This is a genomic window from Candidatus Marithrix sp. Canyon 246, from assembly GCF_001723685.1.
In the GTDB taxonomy this organism is placed as follows: Bacteria; Pseudomonadota; Gammaproteobacteria; order Beggiatoales; family Beggiatoaceae; genus Marithrix.
In genome coordinates, this window is the sequence record NZ_MCBX01000016.1 from 1 (window position 1) to 21,803 (window position 21,803).

Consider the following 21,803-nt stretch of genomic DNA (forward strand, 5'->3'; position numbering starts at 1 on the left):
ACTGTTGCAGAACTAGTAGTTCTAATAGTTCCTTCTAATTTACCACCATTTACTGATGCTCCTCGTAATTCCGTATCTTTTAAGCTAACATCTTTAGGAAGTTTAACAGTTTTATCAAGTATTACATGACTTAACTCAGCTTTAGCAGTTATTTTTACATTGATCAAGATAGCCGGTGCTTCTGGATTACCATTAATTTTACCTTCAATTTGTCCGCCTTCTATCTTAGTATCTTTTGCTAAAGTTACGTCTGTTAGAGTGCCTTCATTCTTGATTTCTCCTTCGAGAGTTCCGCCTTCATTTTTTATAACGCAGTTGATGTTTGAGGATAGAGTGCAACCTGTTGGTTCTGGTGTTGTTTGTTGGGTTGGTGTTGAAGATGGAAGTGGATTCACTTTAATATTAAAGGTTTGAGCTGCTGATGTCTCTATGTCATCACTTAATATTACTGTCACTACTGCGCTGCCAACAGCACTTGGTGTAAATGTCAAGTTACCTGAAGCATCAATTGTAGGTTGTACAGAAAATAGACTTTCATTATCATTAGTGACTGTAAAGCTTAGCGTTTGTGATGATTCATTTGATGATCCTGCATCAATGTTGGTTGCCCAAGCAGTAATGTTTTGTGCTGCACTTACAAAAACTGTTTGATCATCACCTTTAATAAATGAAGGTATATCATTAACAGCAGTAACATCAATAGTCATAGTAAAAGCAGCATCACTAAATGATGTACCATCATGCACCTTAAATTGGAAAGTGGCATAACTATTACCATTAGCGTTAGCTGCTGGGGTAAATGTCAATTTACTAATGTCGGCTACAACAATTTCTTGATCAACTGTGACATTAGCACCGTCAAGTTGTAAAGTTCCAACAGTTGGCAATTGGGTTATTTGGATTTGGTTTAAACTGTTGCCACTATCTATATCAGTAAATGCAAAATCGGCTTCTTTAAAAGGATAAGTTGCATCTTCATTTAGTGTAACTGTCTTATCAGCTGTTGTTGGTGCATCATTAACCGGATTAACAGTAATATTTATTGTATCATCATCAGTCAATGTACCATCATTTACTACAATCTGTACACTTGCACTACCATTAAAATTACTTGTAGGTGTAAAAATCATACCTGCCAACCCAGTATTAATATCATTTTCAGTACCACTGAATTCCATGTTTACATCATCTGTACCATCACCAATGTTGAATGTTAGATTTGTGGTAGAACTTAAAGTTAAAGTACCATTCGTTGCTGTTAAAGTTACTGTAACTGAACCAATATCTATATCACTGATTGAAATCAAATTTGAGTTAGTTGTGGAAAAACTAAGTGGCGTATCTTCATTAGTTGTTTGTGTATCTGATACAGTATTTGTTGGTGCATCATTAACAGCAGTAACATCAATAGTCATAGTAAAATCAGCATCACTAAATGATGTACCATCATGCACTTTAAATTGGAAACTGGCATAACTATTACCATTAGCGTTAGCTGCTGGGGTAAATATCAACTTACTAATATCAGCTACAACAATCTCTTGATCAACTGTGACATTAGCACCGTCAAGTTGTAAAGTTCCAACAGTTGGCAATTGGGTTATTTGGATTTGGTTTAAACTGTTGCCACTATCTACATCACTAAACTCAAAATCTGCTTCAGCAAAAGTATAAGTCGCATCTTCATTTAGTGTTACCGTCTTATCAGCCGCTGTCGGAGTATCACTAATAGCAGTAACAGTAATATTTATCGTATCATCATCAGTCAATGTACCATCATTTACTACAATCTGTACACTTGCACTACCATTAAAATTACTTGTAGGTGTAAAAATCATACCTGCCAACCCAGTATTAATATCATTTTCAGTACCACTGAATTCCATGTTTACATCATCTGTACCATCACCAATGTTGAATGTTAGATTTGTGGTAGAACTTAAAGTTAAAGTACCATTTGTTGCTGTTAAAGCTGCTGTAACTGAGTTACCAACAGCATCTTCAGCCTCTATGTCACTGATAGAAATAAGATTTGAATTAGCTGTTGAGAAGGTTAGTCTCGTATCTTCATCAATTGTTTGTGTATTTGGTACGTTATTAACAGGGGCATCATTCACGGCTGTTACTGCAATGGTGAAGGTTTCTGTATCCGTCAATGTACCATCACTAACCGTGATTGTTACAGTTCCACTAGTACTCACGCCTTCGCCGGGTGTCCAGTTTATCGCTCCGGTTGTGGCATTAATAGTCATGCCCGTGGGTTCTCCGCTGATTGTCCATGTAAGCATATCGTTATCTGCATCAGTTGCAGTAGGGGTATAGGTGTACTCCGTATCTTCGGTGGCACTAGTGCCAGCCGTGGTATTGATGGCAGGAGCACTATTGGCAGCAATTACAGCAGTGCTATTAATACTGCTTTCAACCGCTGTACCACTGGAATTAGCATTGACTGGTGTGACTTCAAAGCTAATAAATTTATCAATGTCAGCATTGCTTAACACATAGGTTTCACTGGTTGCACCTGAAATAGCGGCTTTATTTGTGCCACTCGCATCATCAGAATGATACCACTGAAAGCTGGTACCATTTTGGCTATCGCTTTCGGCATCTGCGTAAGTGTAACTGCCTGTTAAGGTTTCACCCTCTAGTAATGTGCCTGAAAACGTGACACTGCTGGCGGTTGGTGGAGTATCGGGGCAGGTTGAACCAAAGGTCCCAACAATTTCTGTGGTGCTGGTGCTGCCACATTGATTGACCACAGCACCACAAGCAGCGGCTGTAACATCTAAATTACTGGTACAAATAAACAAATCCCTAGCATTAGCTGTACCGTCTTGTAAACCTGTTCCTATGACAACTGTATTGTTACTGAAGCTAACATCTTTCAATGTTGTTGTGCCGTTCATGGCAAAGATAGCACCGCCGCCGCCGAATCCGCCGCCGCCGCCGAATTCGCCGCCGCCATCGCCGCCTCCGTATCCGCCTCCGCCTTTACCTCCGCCTCCGCCTCCGAATCCGCCTCCGCTTCCTCCGAATCCTCCGTATCCGCCTCCGCCTCCTCCGAATCCTCCGTATCCGCCGCCGTCTCCGCCTCCGCCTCCGAAGCCGCCGTCTCCGCCGTCTCCGCCTCCGCCGCCGAAGCTACCAATACTCCCACCATAATTCCCATTCCCTCCATAAGCCCCATTCCCATTTGTACTGGAGGCAAATAACCCACCACCGCCTTTGCCGCCAGCATTACCAAACATTCCGCCGCCACCATGAGAAAAAGCATCTACATTGCCGCTTCCCCCCGTGGCATTATTATCACTGAATATCACCATATCCACAGTAACCGTACCATTATAGATAAATAAAGCACCACCCAAACCAGCACCACCGCCGCCTAAATTACTATCACCGCCTTTGGCTTTACCATTTATCAAGCTCAGATTTTGAATGGTGACTGTACCTGATTTAATAAACAAAGGGCGATAAGTATCCCCGCCACTGATACTGCGAGCTGTGCCATCATTTTGTAAGGTGACATCACTATTAATCAGGGTTTTCATCACCCCTGTAACAGTTACATCGGTTTGCACAGTAATGGTATCCGCACCTGCATTGTTATTGGCTTGTAAAATAGCCCAACTCAGCGTATTTGCCGTACCGCCGGTGCCATCATCAGACCCTACGGTTACAGGGTAATCAGTTGCATATGCAGGCATACTCTTGCCTAATGCCAATGTCATTGCCGTAGCTAATACACTATTAAATTTCGATTTTTGCGGTTTTTTGGTAGGGAGCAAATTTGTAACGGTGATATCATATCCTATCATTCGTTGAGACAATCGGGCTAAAGTCTTGCTTTGATGAAAATCCTTTGCCAACAAGCCAAAAGCAGCTAAATCAATAAAATTTTCGTCTTGTTTTGAATAAATATGACCAGAGCGAATCCCTTCTGCATTAAAGCCTAGACTCAATAAATTTCTCTGTGGCTGGAAATTATTCTGATAACTATAAGCATCAATTTTGTTTAAATGGTATTGATTAAAACCAAGATCTAACAGCAATAAGGTAGCTTCAATGCCATAGCCTGCTTGACGATGATTAGCAAACAAACCAATCAAATATTCAGCACGGCAATGCACAGGAGAATAATCGGCTAAGGCAAGCAAGCCAATGGGACCTTTGCGTTTATGGATAATTAGTATTTCTAAATAACCACTTTGCTCAGGACTATGTTGCCATTGTTTTTCCAGATAGTTCTGCGTTTGTTCTAAGCTATTAAAATCCCCATTTAAGCGGAATAAACGCATAAACTCGCTATCACCGAAAGCATTTTCATACAGTATATTTGCATCTGCTGGAATGGTTCGGCGTAACAGTATATTTTTACCCACCTTTAAAATTGGTGAATTATCTATGTCATCATAATAAATTGTTTTCATTGTCTAACTCTAGGGTAAAATAGTTGATAAAAATCCACAAACAGCCGTTGAATATCAGCTTCAATTCGTGCCGATATTTGATGACGTTGTGGTGGTGATAAACTCGTGCGAGTTTGATGTGAATATTTAAAACGGTAATAACTATCACTTTCATGGGCTTTAACAGGCAATTTTTGCGGGTTAAAAGCTGCAGACGGCAAATCTAACCAGCGATAAATATCTTGCATAACTCGTTGCGGATCTTGCATAAGATCTTCAAACACAACATAAAATAAGCGTTTTTGCAGGGTTTCAGCTTCATCCTGTAAAGCTTCAATAGCTTTCATTGGACCACCAATTACCCCATCACTGGCAAATAATTTTTCAGCTCGGGCATAACGTGATAAATGTGCCAAATGATCAGGAAAGTCCAATAACAGTGTGTTTTGGTGTCGGGCTTCAATAGAGCCATAAATCTGGGCAGGCTCGCGCACACAAACCAGCATTCTAAAGTCAGGATTAAGCAAAGACACACTATCCAACTGGTTTAACCAGCCACGATTTTTATCCACTACCCACGGTTTATCAGTTTCAGCAAACCAACCATTAATAAAGCCCCGATAGGCATTTAATAAGCGTTGATAGCCTAAATTAAAATCACAATCAAGCTGAGATAATAAAAATTCATTATCACTAAGATTATGACGCAATTGGTTTAAAGTCTGACATAAAGGTGACGAATGCCCAGTGCTGTATATTTGACTGTGTATATCCAATAACTGACACAATAAAGTTGAACCTGAACGGGGCAAACCTGTTACATATAAAATATTTTTATTAATACTGATATTCATAAATTTAAAAAATAATTTTACAGTGGTTATTATAATCAGATTATTATCAGATGTCAAGCTATTGTTTTTTTTTGCAAAATCATATATATAAATATAAATACTTCAATATCTAGCCTTATGTTATAATTAATGCAAATGGCAACAAACATCTTTAAACATCAGTCTAATATTATACATCAAAAACCTCACCCAGCCTTAGTACTCTGGTTCACTGGCTTATCAGGTTCAGGCAAATCTACCTTAGCTCATGCAGTAGAAGAAAAACTATATGAAATGCAATATCATACATTTGTACTTGATGGAGATAATATGCGTAATGGCTTATGTAGTGATTTAGGATTTTCTGATGAAGATAGAATCGAAAACATTCGTCGTACTACAGAAGTAGTTAAATTATTTTTTGATGCTGGATTAATTGTATTAACTGCTTTTATTTCACCTTTTAGAAGTGATCGTAATAAAATAAGACAATTAATAGGAAATAACTTTATTGAAATTTATTGCGACACTCCACTTTCAACCTGTGAAACACGTGATATAAAAGGTTTATATAAGCTTGCAAGAGCAGGTAAAATTAAAGATTTTACAGGAATTTCATCTCCTTATGAAAAACCTGAAAACCCAGAAATAACCATAGATACAGTTAATCACAGTATTGATGACTGTGTGAATCAAGTCATAGTAAACCTGACAACTAATTATTCTTGTTCTGTTCCGTCAGGGTTTGTAAATTTTAACTGCAATACCCCTGAACCGAAAAAATAGGCGAACCAGAGTTACTAATTGGGCGAGAAAAGGAATTTAAACCGGCAAAACTAGCTTTGTACAACGAATTTTCAACCAATTATGGACATAAAATAAATTCTGAGACAAAAGTTATACCATTTTAATATTACCGGGCTTTTGCTTCACAGTATATTTCTTTTATTACTCAAATTCCAAACTTGGTAAGTAGGTACGCAAAAGTTTATTAACAAAAATACTTAATATTATGTAAGTATGTTAAAATATTTATACGTACCGACATAATAGATCATTTATCTAGTAAATATTTAGTTTATATGACTTAGCTTCGCTGACTTCGTATCGTATCGTTACTTCGTTTAGTTTAGTTCTTAATTCGTTGTACTAATCTTCAATTAGTTTTAGCAACTTATTTATCCTTGAGTAAACCTGTCAGGTTTGTTCAACTAATTATTCAATGTTTGCGCCGCTGATGTATCAATACCATCATTTAATACTATTGAAACTACTGCACTACCTGTAGCATTTGTTGCTGATGTAAAACTCAAATTACCAGTAGCATCAATTGCAGGTTGGGCTGCAAATAGGCTATTATTATCATTAGTTTCTATCGTTAAAAAGCTATTACCGTTAAAATCAGCAGTTGGATTAAAACTAATTCCTGCTAAAGCGGTGTTGATATTAATTAGAGTTCCAGTGAATACCATACTAACATCTATATCATAGATTGAAACCAGATTATTATTGTTTGTTGAGAAAACTAATTGGCTGTCTTCATTTGTAATTTGTGTGGTAGATCGTATTTTATTGATTGGTGTTTTATTTAATTGTTGATAACAAGAAAGGAATATTAGCAATAATATTATTATTTATAATTGTAATGTTATTAACAACAGTTGGCGGATGATTTATAGGAAGGTTATTATTTGCAAAGGCAGTTTGTAAATGCCATAGCAGCGTAAGGAACATTATTAATTGATAAAAATATTTCGACATATTATCTTGCTCTGGTCATAGTTTATGAAATAAGCGTCATAAATATCATTATAAATCATATCAATTAATTTAAACAATAACTATTTAAATCCAGAGTAATAATAGCCAGAAGGAAAAGCGGCAAAACCAGCTTTGTACAACGCATTTTGAACCAATTATGGACAGAAAATAAATTCTGAGACAAAAGTTATACCATTTTAATATTACCGGGCTTTTGCTTCACAGTATATTTCTTTTATTACTCAAACTCCAAACTTGGTAAGTAGGTACGCAAAAGTTTATTAACCTAAAATTGGTTTAAATAAAGTTGAAGTTTATAAAACTCTTTTTCCTGACGCTATTGTTTTAGCTGGTTATTTATCTTTGGGTGATTTTTGTTTGAGACATGGAATTGGGGTGGATGATAAAATTGAAAAATTACCAATTTAGATACTTATCTAAACAGCGTAATAATTGGTTACAATCTCAGAATCGACGCTTTTATCCTACTAGTTTGTTTATGTAAAAATTTAAGGTTTACAAATGAAATCACTACCAATATTATATTCTTTTCGTCGTTGCCCATACGCAATGAGGGCTAGAATGGCTTTAAAATACAGCGGAATAGCTGTTGAAATACTAGAAGTTAAATTAAGCAATAAGCCTCAAGAAATGCTTAATTATTCACCAAAGGGAACTGTGCCAGTATTGATTTTACCTAATGGTGATGTGATTGATGAAAGTTTGGATATTATGCTTTGGGCTATTTCACAACATGATCCTAATAACTGGCAATTAGAAGGGTTTAAACAATTGATTGATGAAAATGATTATGTGTTCAAACAACACTTAGATAAATATAAATATTCTGTGAGGTATCCAGAACATTCAACAGAATATTATCGTCAACAAGGAGAAGTTTTTCTACAACAATTAGAACAGAATTTAGAACAGCATAAATACTTATTATGTGATCAAATAACAATTGCCGATGTAGCTATATTTCCATTTATTCGTCAATATGCACATGTAGATAAACAATGGTTTGATCAAACTCCATATCGACAATTACAAATTTGGTTTAATGAATTTTTACAATCGGATTTATTTAATGCTGTTATGAAAACTCGAACTCCAAACTTGGTAATAGATCATTTACTATAAGAACAAGCAGAATTAACATTCGCGCAACCGCATAAAGCGCATTACTAGAATTGAGAGACCATTTAAAAAGGATTAACATCGTCGCCAAAACCGGAATAAAGGCAATGGCTAAATTTATAATTGCTATGGTTTCAACTGAATTATTTTCCAAACCGCCCAAATTTCTCTAAAACCTCAATTTCATACCCATCAGGATCTGTTATAAAAAAGAATTTAGCAAATGAGTTAAAACTAACAATTTTTTGAGGATTAAATCCTAAATCACTTAATCGTTTATGTTCGCTTTCAATATCATCAACAACAAAAGCTAAATGCCCATATCCAGAACCGTGACTGTACGGTTCTTTTTGATCGTGATTATAGGTTAATTCCAGTTCAATATCACTTTCACTGTTTCCCAAATAAATAAGACTGAAACCATCAAAATCACATCGTTCAGCTATTTCAAGATTAAAGACTTTATTATAAAACTCAATAGATACATCAGGCTTAAATACCCGTATCATCGAATGAATTATTTTTGCCATTTATGCACCAAAACGCTTATTTAAATAAGTAATAATATCAGCAGATTCATACATCCAAATCACCTTGCCTTTTTCCTCAATCCGTAAACAAGGAACCTTAATTGCACCACCTTCAGCCAACAATTCCTGCCTATATTTAGGATCATTTTGAGCATCACGCAACTCAATATTAATATTCAGAGCATGTATTGCGCGACGAGTGCGAATACAAAAAGGGCAAGCATAAAATTGATATAAACTTAAACCCTCAGCCTCTTTATCAACTAACTTTTGTGCTGCATCTGTTCTAATTATTTTTTTAGGTTTAGTAATAAAATTAATAAAAACAATAAGTCTGCCTAAACCTTCACGAAGAGCTTTTAAAATCATAAATTATTTTATCCCAGTCGAACCAAAGCCATCACGCCCCTGATCATTCAATTCTTCTACCCATTCCAATTGCACCTGCACAATTGGAACAAACACCATTTGACAAATACGATCACCCGGATTAATTACAAAAGCAGTATCACTACGATTCCAAACCGCAATCTTAACTTCCTTTCTATAATCAGAATCAATCAAACCCACCAAATTAGCTAACACAATACCATGCTTAACACCCAAACCAGAGCGCGGTAATAACATCGCACTTAAATTCGGATCATTAATATCAATCGCAATACCACTACCAATCAACTGAGTTTCACCCGCTTGTATTTCTAATGGCTTCTCAATACAAGCACGTAAATCAATGCCAGCAGCACCATTAGTAGCATAACTAGGTATAAAATCAGCAATTAACGGATTAACTATTTTTGCTTCTATTTTCTTCATAATGAGCTTTACAGCAATAATAATGCTGATCTAAATACAAGGCTTCCTGTTTAGGAAAAAAGATTCCACAATGATCACAACTTACCATTAAACCAATTTTAGTAACATTCTTTCGAGACTTATAACGATTTATAAATCCCCATATTACAAATATCAACAATAACAATAATAGTAAACGTATCATTTATTATTAGCAAGCTTATCTAAAATACTATTAACATATTTATGACTTTTCTCTGCCCCAAACCTTTTTGCTAACTCAACCGACTCATTAATAACAACTTTAAAAGGTACATCAGGGCAATATTTCAATTCATAACTACCAATTCTTAAAATCACCAACTCAATCAAATCCAATTGACTAATATCGCGATCTAAAAAACCGACAAAGCTAGAATCTATATTCTTTAACTCTTTAGGAATCTCATGCAACAGCTTCTTAAAATAAGGCACATCAACCTTAGCCATATCTTCTTCTTCAAAAAACTGAGACTCAATTAATTGAATATTTTGCTTAGTGATTTGCCATTGATATAAGGCTTGTAAAGTACGTTGACGTGCATTAGTACGAGCTGAAAAAAATTTTTTAGCCATATTAAAATAAACTCTCAGTAATAAAACTATTAAAACGTCCTACCACTAAAGCATACGGAGCATCTCCGCCTGCAAAATCACCTTCAATAATTGTACTCATTTATGTATCTCATTATTAATATAATCAACTACTTCCATGCCAAAGCCAGATAAAGCGTGCATTTTCTTTGGCGCACTTAATACCCGCATCTTACGAACACCTAAATCAGATAAAATCTGCGCCCCTAAACCATGATTTCTTAAATCATGTGTAGGAGGAAGTGCAGGTAAATCCTCACCATGATCTTTGCGTGAACAATTATCAATTCTATGAATCATAGTATCAACATCCTCATCCTGATGTAAAATAACTACCACACCACTACCTTCATCTGCTATCCGTTTCAAAGCCCCACGCAAAGGCCATCCACACTCAGGACGCGAACTAAAAGTTAAATCACACAAAGTATTACGAGTATGTACTCGCACTAAAATTGGTTCCTTAGAATTTAACTCACCTTTCACCAAAGCAAAATGCAATATATTCTCAATATTATCCTTATAAGCAACCAACTTAAATTCACCAAACTCCGTTGGTAAATTACAACTACTCATCCGTTCCAGAGTTTTCTCATGCGCCATCCGAAACCGAATTAAATCCGCAATAGTTCCAATTTTTATATTATGCTGCTTTGCAAACTCTTCCAAATCTGGACGACGCGCCATCGTACCATCTTCATTCAAAATCTCCACAATCACAGCCGCTGGCTCTAATCCAGCTAAACGCGCCAAATCACATCCAGCTTCAGTATGTCCAGCGCGTCTTAACACCCCACCAGCCTGAGCCATTAACGGAAAAATATGCCCCGGCTGTACCAAATCAGAAGGTTTAGCATCCCCACTGACAGCCGCACGAATAGTAACCGCACGATCAGCCGCTGAAATACCAGTAGTTACACCCTTAGCAGCCTCAATTGAAACCGTAAAATTAGTAGAATGTACCGCATTATTATCATTTACCATCAAAGGCAATTGCAACTGCCGGCAACGCTCAGATGTCAAAGTCAAACAAATTAAACCACGTCCATAACGTGCCATAAAATTAACATCTTCAGCCCGTACCTGACTAGCAGCCATAATCAAATCGCCTTCATTTTCTCGATCTTCATCATCCATCAGGATGACCATTCTACCTTGTCGAATATCAGCGATAATTTCTTCTATATTATTTAAAGCCATAAGCAAATTTTTTTTCTAACCAGCGTCCAATATAAGTACGTGGCGGCATCTCTCCAGTTACAAGATAAGTCAACACTAAGTGATCATACCAACACCATTTCATCCATGTTGCAGCTCCTTTTTTACTACACCATAATATCTGATCATTTGGTGCTAAAACTTCATCATTTTTAGGTAATAGTATTGTTTTATCACCACGTCGCAATAATAATGCTACTACCGCTAACCTAGAATCACGATCTCTAGGATCCTTTCTTAAATATCCTAAATTAATCACTTGTCCCTTCTCAATCGCCTGCCACAAAACTGGACTTTCTTTAGTAGTGATTGACATTTGCCAAGTTATTGGTATAGTATTACCTAATGTATTCTGTAAATAGTTAATAAGTTTTAACACTAATTTATAATCATATGATTTAGTTAATAAATCCAAAAAGTCTTCTAATAAAGGATTAGTTAATAAAACTCGTATATAGTTAGCAATAATGTTACTAGCTTGCATCACAATATCCGCCCCTGCGGCATCAAAAATAATTTGATTAGTCGCATTATTTTGACGAATAACAATAAATAATGATGGATTTAATTTGCGAGCTAGCATAATAATTGAAAGATTAGTGACATCATCATTGGTTCCAACAACAATACCAACTGCATCTTCAATTTGTGCTTGTTGTAAAGTATCAACCTCAGTACCACGACCAACTATACATTCACCCCTTGGATAACCTGTTTCATCTGGATTAGCCTCAATCACAATTATATGAATATTTTTTTCTGTTTTAAACTCTTCATATACAGCTTTACCAAAGCGTCCATAACTACAAACTATCCATAAACCTTGTTTGGGAGGTTTTAAAGTCTTGCAGTCTGAAAAACATTTATGTCTAGTCAGACATTCACGTAATGTTAATAGCATTGAAGCATGTAAAGCATAATGTAATTTCTCTGCAAAAATCTCAAATGGATCAATTACATAATCACTACCAAATGCCAACATATTATTAGCTATTTTCTCCGAATCAGCACGTCCAATTATTGTTAATTTAGGTTTCAGAAGCTTACTACTAATTGCAATATGTAAATTCGCTATATTATCATCAGTAATAGCAACGACACCAGCACAGTTTTCATTATTTAATGCAACTTGCAAATTCTCTGGTTTACTTGCATCAGCGCAAAGTGCAGGAATATGAACAGAATAATTTTCTAAAATTAAATGATTGAGACGATCTGGATTGGATTCTATTACAATAGTACCTAAAGCACGTTCTGTTAAGGCACTAACTAATGCAGTTCCGGTATCTCCATAGCCACAGATAATATAAAAAGGTTCCTTAATCTTTTTTACAGCATTCTCAAAACTATTTTCAGTTAATACATTTTGTAATGCATCATCTTGCAACAGTTTGATTAAGCCAGTTATAGCATAAAACCATGATATAACTGTCATATATAAGGAAATAGTTACCCACATCCGCTGTAAATCAGTAAATTCATGAGGTATTTCGCCAAAACCAATAGTTGTACCCATATAAGATACAAAATAAAAAGCATGGAAAAAGCTCATACGTTCATTATTAATATCAGGAATTAAAGTCATGCCTACTCCTGCTATAGAATAGACAGTCAATAATACCAATAATGGACGACGCATCCTGCGCATCACCAAAAAGAAAATCATGCTATTCATTAACGTCTTAACATTGCAGTATCAATTACAATTAACAATACCGAAATAACATTAGCTAACATAGCACCACCTGCAAGTGAAACTATACTTGGCATCAATTCTACTAAATTATTAGACCCAACATGAGTTGCAGAATACCAAACCATCGCAGCAACAATCAATTGTAAATTAGCTACCAAACTAGTAGCTAACAACAAAGCTCCAACTTGAGTACGATCTCCAAATTTTAAGATAGTAGCAAATAGGTTCACAACAATAGCCATTGCTAATTCATAGACATTATGATGTTTTACATCAGCCATATCACCTATAAAAAAGCCAAAATTTAGTGTCAATGCCAATACTATAAAAAATCCGAACGCAATTTTTTCCAGATTCATTAATCAACTACTTTAGAAACATGACTTATAGGTTTTAATTCTTTAGGATAAGGATTTTCTCTTAACCTTCTATCTTCATGATATGCCATACCAGTACCTGCCGGTATTAAACGCCCTACGATCACATTTTCTTTTAAACCACGTAAATCATCACAACGTCCACTTACAGAAGCTTCAGTTAATACCCTTGTTGTTTCTTGGAAAGAAGCCGCTGATATAAATGAATCAGTTGCCAAAGAAGCCTTAGTAATACCTAGTAATTGAGGTTCATAAGTGGCAGGTTGCTTATCTTCTGCAATTACCCGTTCATTTTCTTCCAATAATTTTGAACGTTCAATTAATTCATTATGCAATAAGCCTGTATCGCCCGGATCAATGATCATCACTTTACGTAGCATTTGACGTACAATCACTTCAATATGCTTATCATTAATCTTAACCCCTTGTAGGCGATAAACCTCTTGCACCTCATTGACAATATAATTTGCTAAAGCATCAACACCATTAACCCTTAAAATATCATGTGAATTTGACGCACCATCAACTATTTCTTCACCCTTCTCAACTTGTTGACCCTCAAACACATTAATATGTCGCCATTTTGGAATTTGGATTTCTATTGGATCCCTATCATCAGAAGGCGTAATAACTATTCGCTGCTTAGTTTTAGTATCTTTACCAAAAGTAACAGTACCAGAACATTCAGCTAGAATTGAAGGTTCTTTTGGTGTACGTGCCTCAAATAAATCAGCAACCCGTGGTAAACCACCAGTAATATCCCGTGTTTTAGAAGACTCTTGCGATAAACGAGCAATAATATCACCTACCTTCACCTCTGCACCATCTTCAACATTAATAATAGCCATAGGAGGTAAATAATAATTAGCTGGAATATCAGTACCAACTAGAGTTAAATCTCGATCATGCTCATCCACTAATTTAACTATTGGACGCAAATCTTTTGCATGAGATGGTCTTAACTTAGGATCAATAACCACAATATTACTTAAACCAGTAATATCATCAACATCCCTACTAACCGTAACACCTTCTACCACATCAACAAATTTGACAATTCCAGCTACTTCCGTAATAACAGGAATAGTATGTGGATCCCAAGTTGCAATTGTTTGCCCAGCTTCAACCTTATCTCCATCATGAACGCTTAACATCGCACCATAAGGCACCTTATATCGTTCACGTTCTCTACCAAATTCATCTAATAAAGTTATTTCACCAGAACGTGACACCGCAATCAATTGCTGCTTATCATGTTGTAAAAGCAATTTCAGATTAGAAAAGCTTAAAGTACCAGTAGATTTAACCTCAATATGACTAACTGCGGCAGAACCAGAAGCAGCACCACCAATATGGAAAGTCCGCATAGTTAATTGAGTACCCGGTTCACCAATAGACTGAGCCGCTATTACACCTACAGCTTCACCACGATTAACCAAATGCCCTCTACCTAAATCACGTCCATAACATTTAGCACAAACACCATAATGAGATTCACAAGTAATAGCAGAACGAACTAGAATTCTATCAACACCTTCTTGTTCTAAAAACTCCACCCAATCCTCATCAATTAAAGTACCAGCTGTTATAACAGCTTCTTCTTGTTCAGGCTTCATCACATCAACAGCTACTACACGTCCTAATACTCGATCTCCCAAAGGTTCAACTACTTCACCACCTTCAATCAAAGGATGCATTTCTAAACCATGAGTGGTCTCACAATCATATTGCTTAATCACCATATCTTGAGCCACATCAACTAAACGCCGCGTTAGATAACCAGAGTTAGCAGTTTTTAAAGCAGTATCAGCTAGACCCTTCCTAGCACCATGAGTAGAAATAAAGTATTGCAATACATTTAAACCCTCACGGAAATTAGCAGTAATCGGCGTTTCAATAATAGAACCATCCGGTTTCGCCATTAAACCACGCATACCAGCTAATTGACGAATTTGAGCAGCAGAACCACGCGCCCCAGAATCTGCCATCATATAAATTGAGTTAAAAGAAGCTTGCTGTTCCTGCTCACCTTTTTTATTAGTAACTGTTTCTACACCCAATTGATCCATCATAGCCTTAGCTAATTTTTCATTGGTATGTGACCAAATATCAACTACTTTATTATATCGTTCACCTTGAGTAATTAAACCAGAACCATATTGATCTTCAATCTCTTTAACTTCTTTTTCTGCTTCTTCAATAATTTGATGTTTATTGTTAGGAATCCTCATATCCTCAATACCAATAGAAATACCAGCGCGAGTTGCAAAAGAAAAACCAGTGTACATCAATTTATCAGCAAAAATAACAGTATCTTTAAGACCTAAACTACGATAAGCACTATTAATTAAATTAGAAATATTTTTCTTGGTTAAATCTCGATTTAACAATTTAAAAGGTAAACCAGCCGGCAAAATCTTAAATAATAAAGCCCGTCCAACTGTAGTATCGAATCGCTTAATATTAGTTTCAGTAACAGTGGTTTGATTCTGAGGTGTTTCAGGTTTAGTTATAACAGTTTCTTCTAATCTAACTGTAATCATTGCATTTAATGAAACTAACTTATTTTCATAAGCACGTCGTACTTCATCAACATTACTAAATATCATACCTTCACCAAGAGCATTGATAGATGATCTGGTCATGAAGTATAAACCTAGCACCACATCTTGAGAAGGTACAATAATAGGATCACCATTAGCTGGTGATAAAATATTATTAGTTGACATCATTAAAGCACGAGCTTCTAATTGCGCCTCTATAGATAAAGGAATATGCACAGCCATTTGATCACCATCAAAGTCAGCATTAAAAGCAGTACAAACCAATGGATGTAATTGGATTGCTTTACCTTCAATTAAAACTGGTTCAAATGCTTGTATGCCTAATCTATGTAATGTCGGAGCACGATTCAACATTACAGGATGTTCACGAATTACTTCTTCAAGCACATCCCAGACTTCTCCACCTTCTCGCTCAACTAATTTTTTAGCCGCTTTAATAGTAGTTGCAAAACCCTTCAACTGTAACTTTCCAAACACAAAGGATTTAAACAACTCTAAAGCCATTTTTTTAGGTAAACCACATTGCTGTAATCTTAAAGTTGGTCCAACTACGATTACAGAACGTCCAGAATAATCAACCCGCTTACCTAACAAGTTTTGTCGAAAACGCCCCTGTTTACCCTTAATCATATCAGCTAATGATTTTAAAGGTAACTTATTAGTACCAGTAATAGCCCTGCCTCTACGACCATTATCCAATAAAGCATCTACTGACTCTTGCAACATACGCTTTTCATTGCGCACAATAATATCAGGAGCATTCAACTCCAATAAACGATTTAATCTATTATTACGATTGATTACACGTCTATAAAGATCATTTAAATCAGAAGTTGCAAAACGTCCACCATCTAAAGGCACCAAAGGACGTAATTCAGGCGGTAATACAGGTAACACCTTAAAAACCATCCATTCTGGTCTATTACCAGAATGTAAAAAAGATTCTATTAACTTCAGACGCTTAGTATATTTTTTAATCTTAGTCTCTGAACGCGAAGTACTTATTTCCTCGCGAAGACGATTAACCTCACTCGCTAAATCAATTGAAGCTAATAACTCACCTATTGCCTCAGCTCCCATTTTAGCTTCAAACTCATCGCCATATTCTTCAATAGTTTCCAAATAAGCATCTTCAGTCAGTAATTGACCTAGATCTAAAGGAGTTAAACCCGGATTAATAACTACATAAGCTTCAAAGTACAGAATACGTTCAATATCCCGCAAGGTCATATCCAGCATTAAACCCATTCGAGAAGGCAAAGATTTTAAAAACCAAATATGAGCCACTGGACTTGCAAGTTCTATATGACCCATACGCTCACGGCGTACTTTAGACTGTGTTACTTCAACCCCACATTTCTCACACACAACCCCCCGATGTTTCAGACGCTTATATTTACCACATAAACACTCATAATCTTTTACTGGTCCAAAGATTTTGGCGCAAAACAGACCATCACGTTCAGGTTTAAAAGTACGATAATTAATCGTTTCCGGCTTTTTAACCTCACCATGAGACCATGAACGAATTTTTTCTGAAGAAGCTAAACCGATACAAATTCTGTCGAAGTCTTCTATATGACCCTGATTATTTAATAACTTGATTATATTGCGCATAATTAAAATTGTTCTAACTCAATATCAATTCCCAAAGAACGAATTTCCTTAACTAAGACATTAAAAGACTCTGGCATTCCAGCATCAATACGATGATCACCATCTACGATATTTTTATACATTTGAGTTCTACCAGCGACATCATCTGATTTAACAGTCAACATTTCCTGCAATGTATATGCAGCACCATAAGCTTCTAAAGCCCAAACTTCCATCTCACCAAAACGTTGCCCACCAAATTGAGCTTTACCGCCTAATGGTTGCTGTGTAACCAAACTATAAGGTCCTGTAGAACGAGCGTGCATCTTATCATCCACTAAATGATTTAATTTCAACATATACATATAACCTACTGTTACAGAACGTTCAAAAGCATCACCTGTTCGTCCATCATATAAGGTAGTTTGACCACTAGTTGGTAAATCAGCTAAAGCTAGCATTTGTTTAATTTCTACTTCACTAGCACCATCAAACACAGGTGTTGCCATAGGCACACCTTTACGTAAATTTGACGCTAATTCCATTATCTCCGAATCGCTTAATGTTTCTAACTGTTCTTTTTTACCACTGACATTATAGATTTTTTCTAAAAATTCTCGTAAATTACTAATTAAATTAGACTCAACCTCAGCCTCTTCAGCTATTTTTAGCCTTCTCTTTTCCTCATCTAATAAATGAGCAATTTTTTCACCTAAATGTTTAGCCCCCCAACCCAAATGAATTTCTAATACTTGTCCAATATTCATTCGTGAAGGCACACCTAAAGGATTTAACACAATATCTACTGGTCTGCCATCGGCACTATAAGGCATATCTTCCACAGGAACAATCATTGACACCACCCCCTTGTTGCCATGCCTACCTGCCATCTTATCTCCCGGCTGAATCCGTCGTTTAATTGCCAAATGGACTTTAACCATTTTTAAAACACCCGGAGGTAACTCATCTCCAGCTACAAGCTTCTGGCGTTTATCTTCATACATATCATCAGAAATTTTTCGCTGTTTTTTTACTTCCTCAGCATAAGACTCTAATTGAACTGCAATTTCTGGATCTTGTAAACGAATATCAAACCAATATGGACGCTTGACACTATTTAAATAGTCTTGATCTATAGTAAGACCATCTTGTGTAACTTTACCAATTAATAATTGCTCTAACCTTTTATAAAGCGCATCTTCAATGATCCGAAACTCATCTTGTAAATCTTTTTTAATTTTAACTAAATGACCCTGTTCAATTTGTCGAGCGCGATCATCTTTTTCCAATCCATCTCTGGTAAATACTTGTACATCAATAACAGTAGCCATAGTGCCACTAGGTACTCTTAAAGAAGTATCTTTAACATCTGAAGCTTTTTCACCAAAGATTGCTCTTAATAATTTTTCTTCAGGAGTTAATTGAGTTTCACCCTTTGGTGTCACCTTACCTACCAAAATATCACCAGCTTTAACTTGCGCTCCAATCGAAACTATTCCAGATTCATCAAGATACCGCAGTGCAGATTCACTAACATTTGGTATATCAGCAGTAATTTCCTCTGGGCCCAATTTCGTATCACGAGCCATACAACTATGCTCAATAATATGAATAGATGTAAATCGATCTTCTTTTACCACCCGTTCCGAAATTAAAATAGAATCCTCAAAGTTATAACCATTCCAAGGCATAAAGGCAACTAACATATTCTGCCCTAATGCCAACTCTCCCAAATCAGTTGAAGGACCATCTGCTAATACATCACCTGCTTTAATTTTATCTCCCGGTTTAACTAAAGGCTTTTGATTTATACAAGTATTTTGATTTGATCGAACATATTTGGTGAGATTATAAATATCCACATATTTATCACTACTATCATCATCAATACGCACCACAATACGACCAGCATCAACATCATCCACAACACCATCATGTTCTGCTACTAAAGTTACACCAGAATCTACTGCAACTCTTCTTTCCATACCAGTTCCAACTAAAGGCTTTTCAGCACATAAAGTTGGTACTGCTTGTCGTTGCATATTAGAACCCATTAAAGCCCTATTAGCATCATCATGTTCTAAAAACGGAATCATTGAAGCAGCAACAGACACAATTTGCTTCGGCGATATATCCATATATTGAACTTTATCTTTGGCTAATACAGTAAAATCATTTTCATGCCTGACAGTGACTAACTCATTTAGCAAATAACCTTCACTATCTACCTTAGCATTAGCCTGTGCTATAACATAATTACCTTCTTCGATGGCAGAGACATATTCTATCTTATCTGTTACCTTAGCATTTTCTACTACTCTATAAGGAGTTTCTAAAAAACCATAAGCATTAGTTTTAGCATAAACAGCCAAAGAATTAATTAAACCAATATTAGGACCTTCAGGAGTTTCAATTGGACATAATCTGCCATAATGAGTAGGATGCACATCACGTACTTCAAACCCAGCACGTTCTCGCGTTAAACCACCCGGCCCCAGTGCCGAAATACGACGCTTATGAGTTATTTCAGATAAAGGATTATTTTGATCCATAAATTGTGACAATTGACTAGAACCAAAAAATTCTCTAATCGCTGCTGAAACTGGCTTCGCATTAATTAACTCTTGCGGCATCATAGATTCAACTTCAGGCAGACTTAAACGTTCCTTAACCGCACGTTCTACGCGAACTAAACCAATACGAAATTGGTTTTCTATCATTTCCCCAACACTACGAACCCTACGATTACCTAAATGATCAATATCATCGATTACACCCTTACCGTTACGAATATCAATCAAAGTACGCATTACATCAAGAATATCTTGATTTGAAAGAATACCTTCACCAGTGAGCTTATCCCGACCAACCCTTCTGTTAAATTTCATTCTTCCTACCGTTGATAAATCATAACGGTCTTCAGAAAAAAATAGGTTCTTAAATAATGTTTCGGCTGCTTCTGGAGTCGGAGGTTCACCCGGACGCATCATCCGGTAAATTTCTACATAAGCTTCTAATTGAGTAGAAGTAGTATCAATAGCTAAGGTATCAGAAATATATGGACCCCTATCGAACTCATTAGTATATAAAATATCAAAACCATCAATCTGATTTGACATTAAGTTCTTTAGATTTTCTTCAGTCAATTCCTCATTAGCAGCAGCTATTTTTTCACCAGTGACAGGATCAATGACTTCATGAGCTAAGATTTTGCCTAATAAGAACGAATTTAAATTTCCATCATCATATTCATAGGGAATTGGTACACTAGTAATACCAGCAGATTCTAACTTCTTTAAATGTCTAGCATTTATACGTCTTCCTGACTCAACAATGATCTCACCATCAGGTCCTTTCATATCAAAGTTAGCCACTTCACCACGTAAATGCTCGAAATTTAATACCCAATAAAAATCAGAACCAATGCGTTTAATTTTATGAGTATCAAAAAACAAAGCTAAGATTTCTTCATTAGAAATCCCTAAAGAACGTAATAATATTGTTGCTGGTAATTTACGTTTTCTATCTATCCTAACAAACAGTTTATCTTTATGATCAAATTCTAAATCTAACCATGATCCGCGATAAGGTATTATTCTAGCAGTGAATAAGTTTTTCCCAGAACTATGCGTTTTACCTTTATCATGATCAAAAAAGACCCCGGGTGATCTATGTAATTGTGATACAATCACTCTTTCTGTGCCATTAACAACAAATGTTCCATTTTTGGTTATTAATGGAATTTCACCCATATAAATTTCTTGTTCTTTTATATCTTTAACAGCTTTATTTTTACTGTCTTTATCATATACAACAAGACGTACTTTAACCCTTAGTGAAGCCGCATAATTCATACCCCGCTGCTGACATTCGTTAACATCAAATTTTAAATTTTCTAAACGATAACTAACATATTCAATTGCAATATTGCCAGAATAACTTACAATTGGAAAAACAGATTTGAAAGCTGCATGTAAGCCAATATCTAAACGTTTATTAGCTTTGATATCCGTTTGTAAAAAATTTTTATAAGAATCTATTTGGATAGCTAGCAAATAAGGTACATCTAAAATGCTAATACTTTTTCCAAAATTGTTGCGGAGGCGTTTTTTCTCAGTGAAAGAATAGGTCATATCTGGAACTATTTAGAAGATGGGTACGCAGCTCAGAAGTTGCGTATATATGTTAGATTATTTACTTTAAAGTAAAAACTAATAGTAAAATCAATTCAAGTTGTATATAATATAAAAT

The 21,803-nt window shown here is 35.8% G+C and carries 15 protein-coding genes; 2 read left to right on the plus strand and 13 right to left on the minus strand.

Going from position 1 to position 21,803, the window contains the following annotated elements; all coding sequences use genetic code 11:
• Together BHU68_RS17695 and BHU68_RS09660 are read right to left on the minus strand one after the other, a co-directional pair.
• Window positions 1-4,430 (minus strand): GNAT family N-acetyltransferase (locus BHU68_RS17695; protein ID WP_216115518.1); only part of this gene is annotated, 4,430 nt, incomplete at its 3' end.
• Window positions 4,427-5,263, minus strand: a complete 837-nt coding sequence (locus BHU68_RS09660) for a sulfotransferase family protein (RefSeq protein ID WP_069470898.1) — start codon at window positions 5,261-5,263, stop codon at window positions 4,427-4,429. The genes BHU68_RS09660 and BHU68_RS17695, both read right to left, overlap by 4 nt.
• 135 nt (window positions 5,264-5,398) lie before the next feature.
• Here BHU68_RS09660 and cysC point away from each other — a divergent pair, with 135 nt between their 5' ends.
• A complete protein-coding gene (gene cysC, locus BHU68_RS09665; RefSeq protein WP_216092627.1) occupies window positions 5,399-6,028 on the plus strand; it encodes an adenylyl-sulfate kinase in 630 nt (209 codons plus the stop codon).
• 425 nt (window positions 6,029-6,453) lie between these two features.
• On the opposite strand, the gene BHU68_RS16925 is transcribed toward cysC, so the two are convergent.
• Window positions 6,454-6,864 (minus strand): hypothetical protein, encoded by a 411-nt coding sequence (locus BHU68_RS16925; protein WP_141698956.1) that lies wholly within the window; start codon window positions 6,862-6,864, stop codon window positions 6,454-6,456.
• A 661-nt stretch (window positions 6,865-7,525) separates the two neighbouring features.
• On the opposite strand from BHU68_RS16925, the gene BHU68_RS09675 reads away from it, so the two are divergent.
• Complete coding sequence (locus tag BHU68_RS09675; protein ID WP_069470837.1) at window positions 7,526-8,146, plus strand: glutathione S-transferase; 621 nt, start codon at window positions 7,526-7,528, stop codon at window positions 8,144-8,146.
• A gap of 140 nt (window positions 8,147-8,286) precedes the next feature.
• Here BHU68_RS09675 and BHU68_RS09680 read toward each other — a convergent pair whose 3' ends face one another.
• The 10 genes from BHU68_RS09680 to rpoB all read right to left on the minus strand — a co-directional run bounded on the left by BHU68_RS09680 (window position 8,287) and on the right by rpoB (window position 21,685).
• Window positions 8,287-8,673, minus strand: a complete 387-nt coding sequence (locus tag BHU68_RS09680) for a VOC family protein (protein WP_069470838.1) — start codon at window positions 8,671-8,673, stop codon at window positions 8,287-8,289.
• Entirely contained in the window at window positions 8,674-9,042 is a 369-nt protein-coding gene (locus BHU68_RS09685) for a glutaredoxin family protein (RefSeq protein ID WP_069470839.1), read from the minus strand.
• A gap of 3 nt (window positions 9,043-9,045) precedes the next feature.
• Window positions 9,046-9,489 (minus strand): dUTP diphosphatase, encoded by a 444-nt coding sequence (gene dut / locus BHU68_RS09690; RefSeq protein WP_069470840.1) that lies wholly within the window; start codon window positions 9,487-9,489, stop codon window positions 9,046-9,048.
• Entirely contained in the window at window positions 9,461-9,673 is a 213-nt protein-coding gene (locus tag BHU68_RS09695; protein WP_083234100.1) for a PP0621 family protein, read from the minus strand. The genes dut and BHU68_RS09695 overlap by 29 nt, the downstream gene beginning before the upstream one ends.
• Complete coding sequence (gene nusB / locus BHU68_RS09700) at window positions 9,670-10,083, minus strand: transcription antitermination factor NusB (protein WP_069470841.1); 414 nt, start codon at window positions 10,081-10,083, stop codon at window positions 9,670-9,672. Before nusB ends, BHU68_RS09695 begins: the two co-directional genes overlap by 4 nt.
• Before the next feature lie 96 nt (window positions 10,084-10,179).
• The gene (gene ribBA, locus BHU68_RS09705) at window positions 10,180-11,301 is read right to left on the minus strand and encodes a bifunctional 3,4-dihydroxy-2-butanone-4-phosphate synthase/GTP cyclohydrolase II (RefSeq protein ID WP_069470842.1); all 1,122 of its coding nucleotides are present in this window, start codon (window positions 11,299-11,301) and stop codon (window positions 10,180-10,182) included.
• A complete protein-coding gene (locus tag BHU68_RS09710; protein ID WP_069470843.1) occupies window positions 11,288-12,994 on the minus strand; it encodes a potassium channel family protein in 1,707 nt (568 codons plus the stop codon). Before BHU68_RS09710 ends, ribBA begins: the two co-directional genes overlap by 14 nt.
• Window positions 12,994-13,374 (minus strand): DUF6394 family protein, encoded by a 381-nt coding sequence (locus BHU68_RS09715; protein ID WP_069470844.1) that lies wholly within the window; start codon window positions 13,372-13,374, stop codon window positions 12,994-12,996. The genes BHU68_RS09710 and BHU68_RS09715 overlap by 1 nt, the downstream gene beginning before the upstream one ends.
• Window positions 13,374-17,573, minus strand: a complete 4,200-nt coding sequence (gene rpoC, locus BHU68_RS09720) for a DNA-directed RNA polymerase subunit beta' (RefSeq protein WP_069470845.1) — start codon at window positions 17,571-17,573, stop codon at window positions 13,374-13,376. The genes BHU68_RS09715 and rpoC overlap by 1 nt, the downstream gene beginning before the upstream one ends.
• Before the next feature lie 2 nt (window positions 17,574-17,575).
• Window positions 17,576-21,685, minus strand: a complete 4,110-nt coding sequence (gene rpoB, locus BHU68_RS09725) for a DNA-directed RNA polymerase subunit beta (RefSeq protein WP_069470846.1) — start codon at window positions 21,683-21,685, stop codon at window positions 17,576-17,578.
• Between the last annotated feature and the right edge of the window lie 118 nt (window positions 21,686-21,803).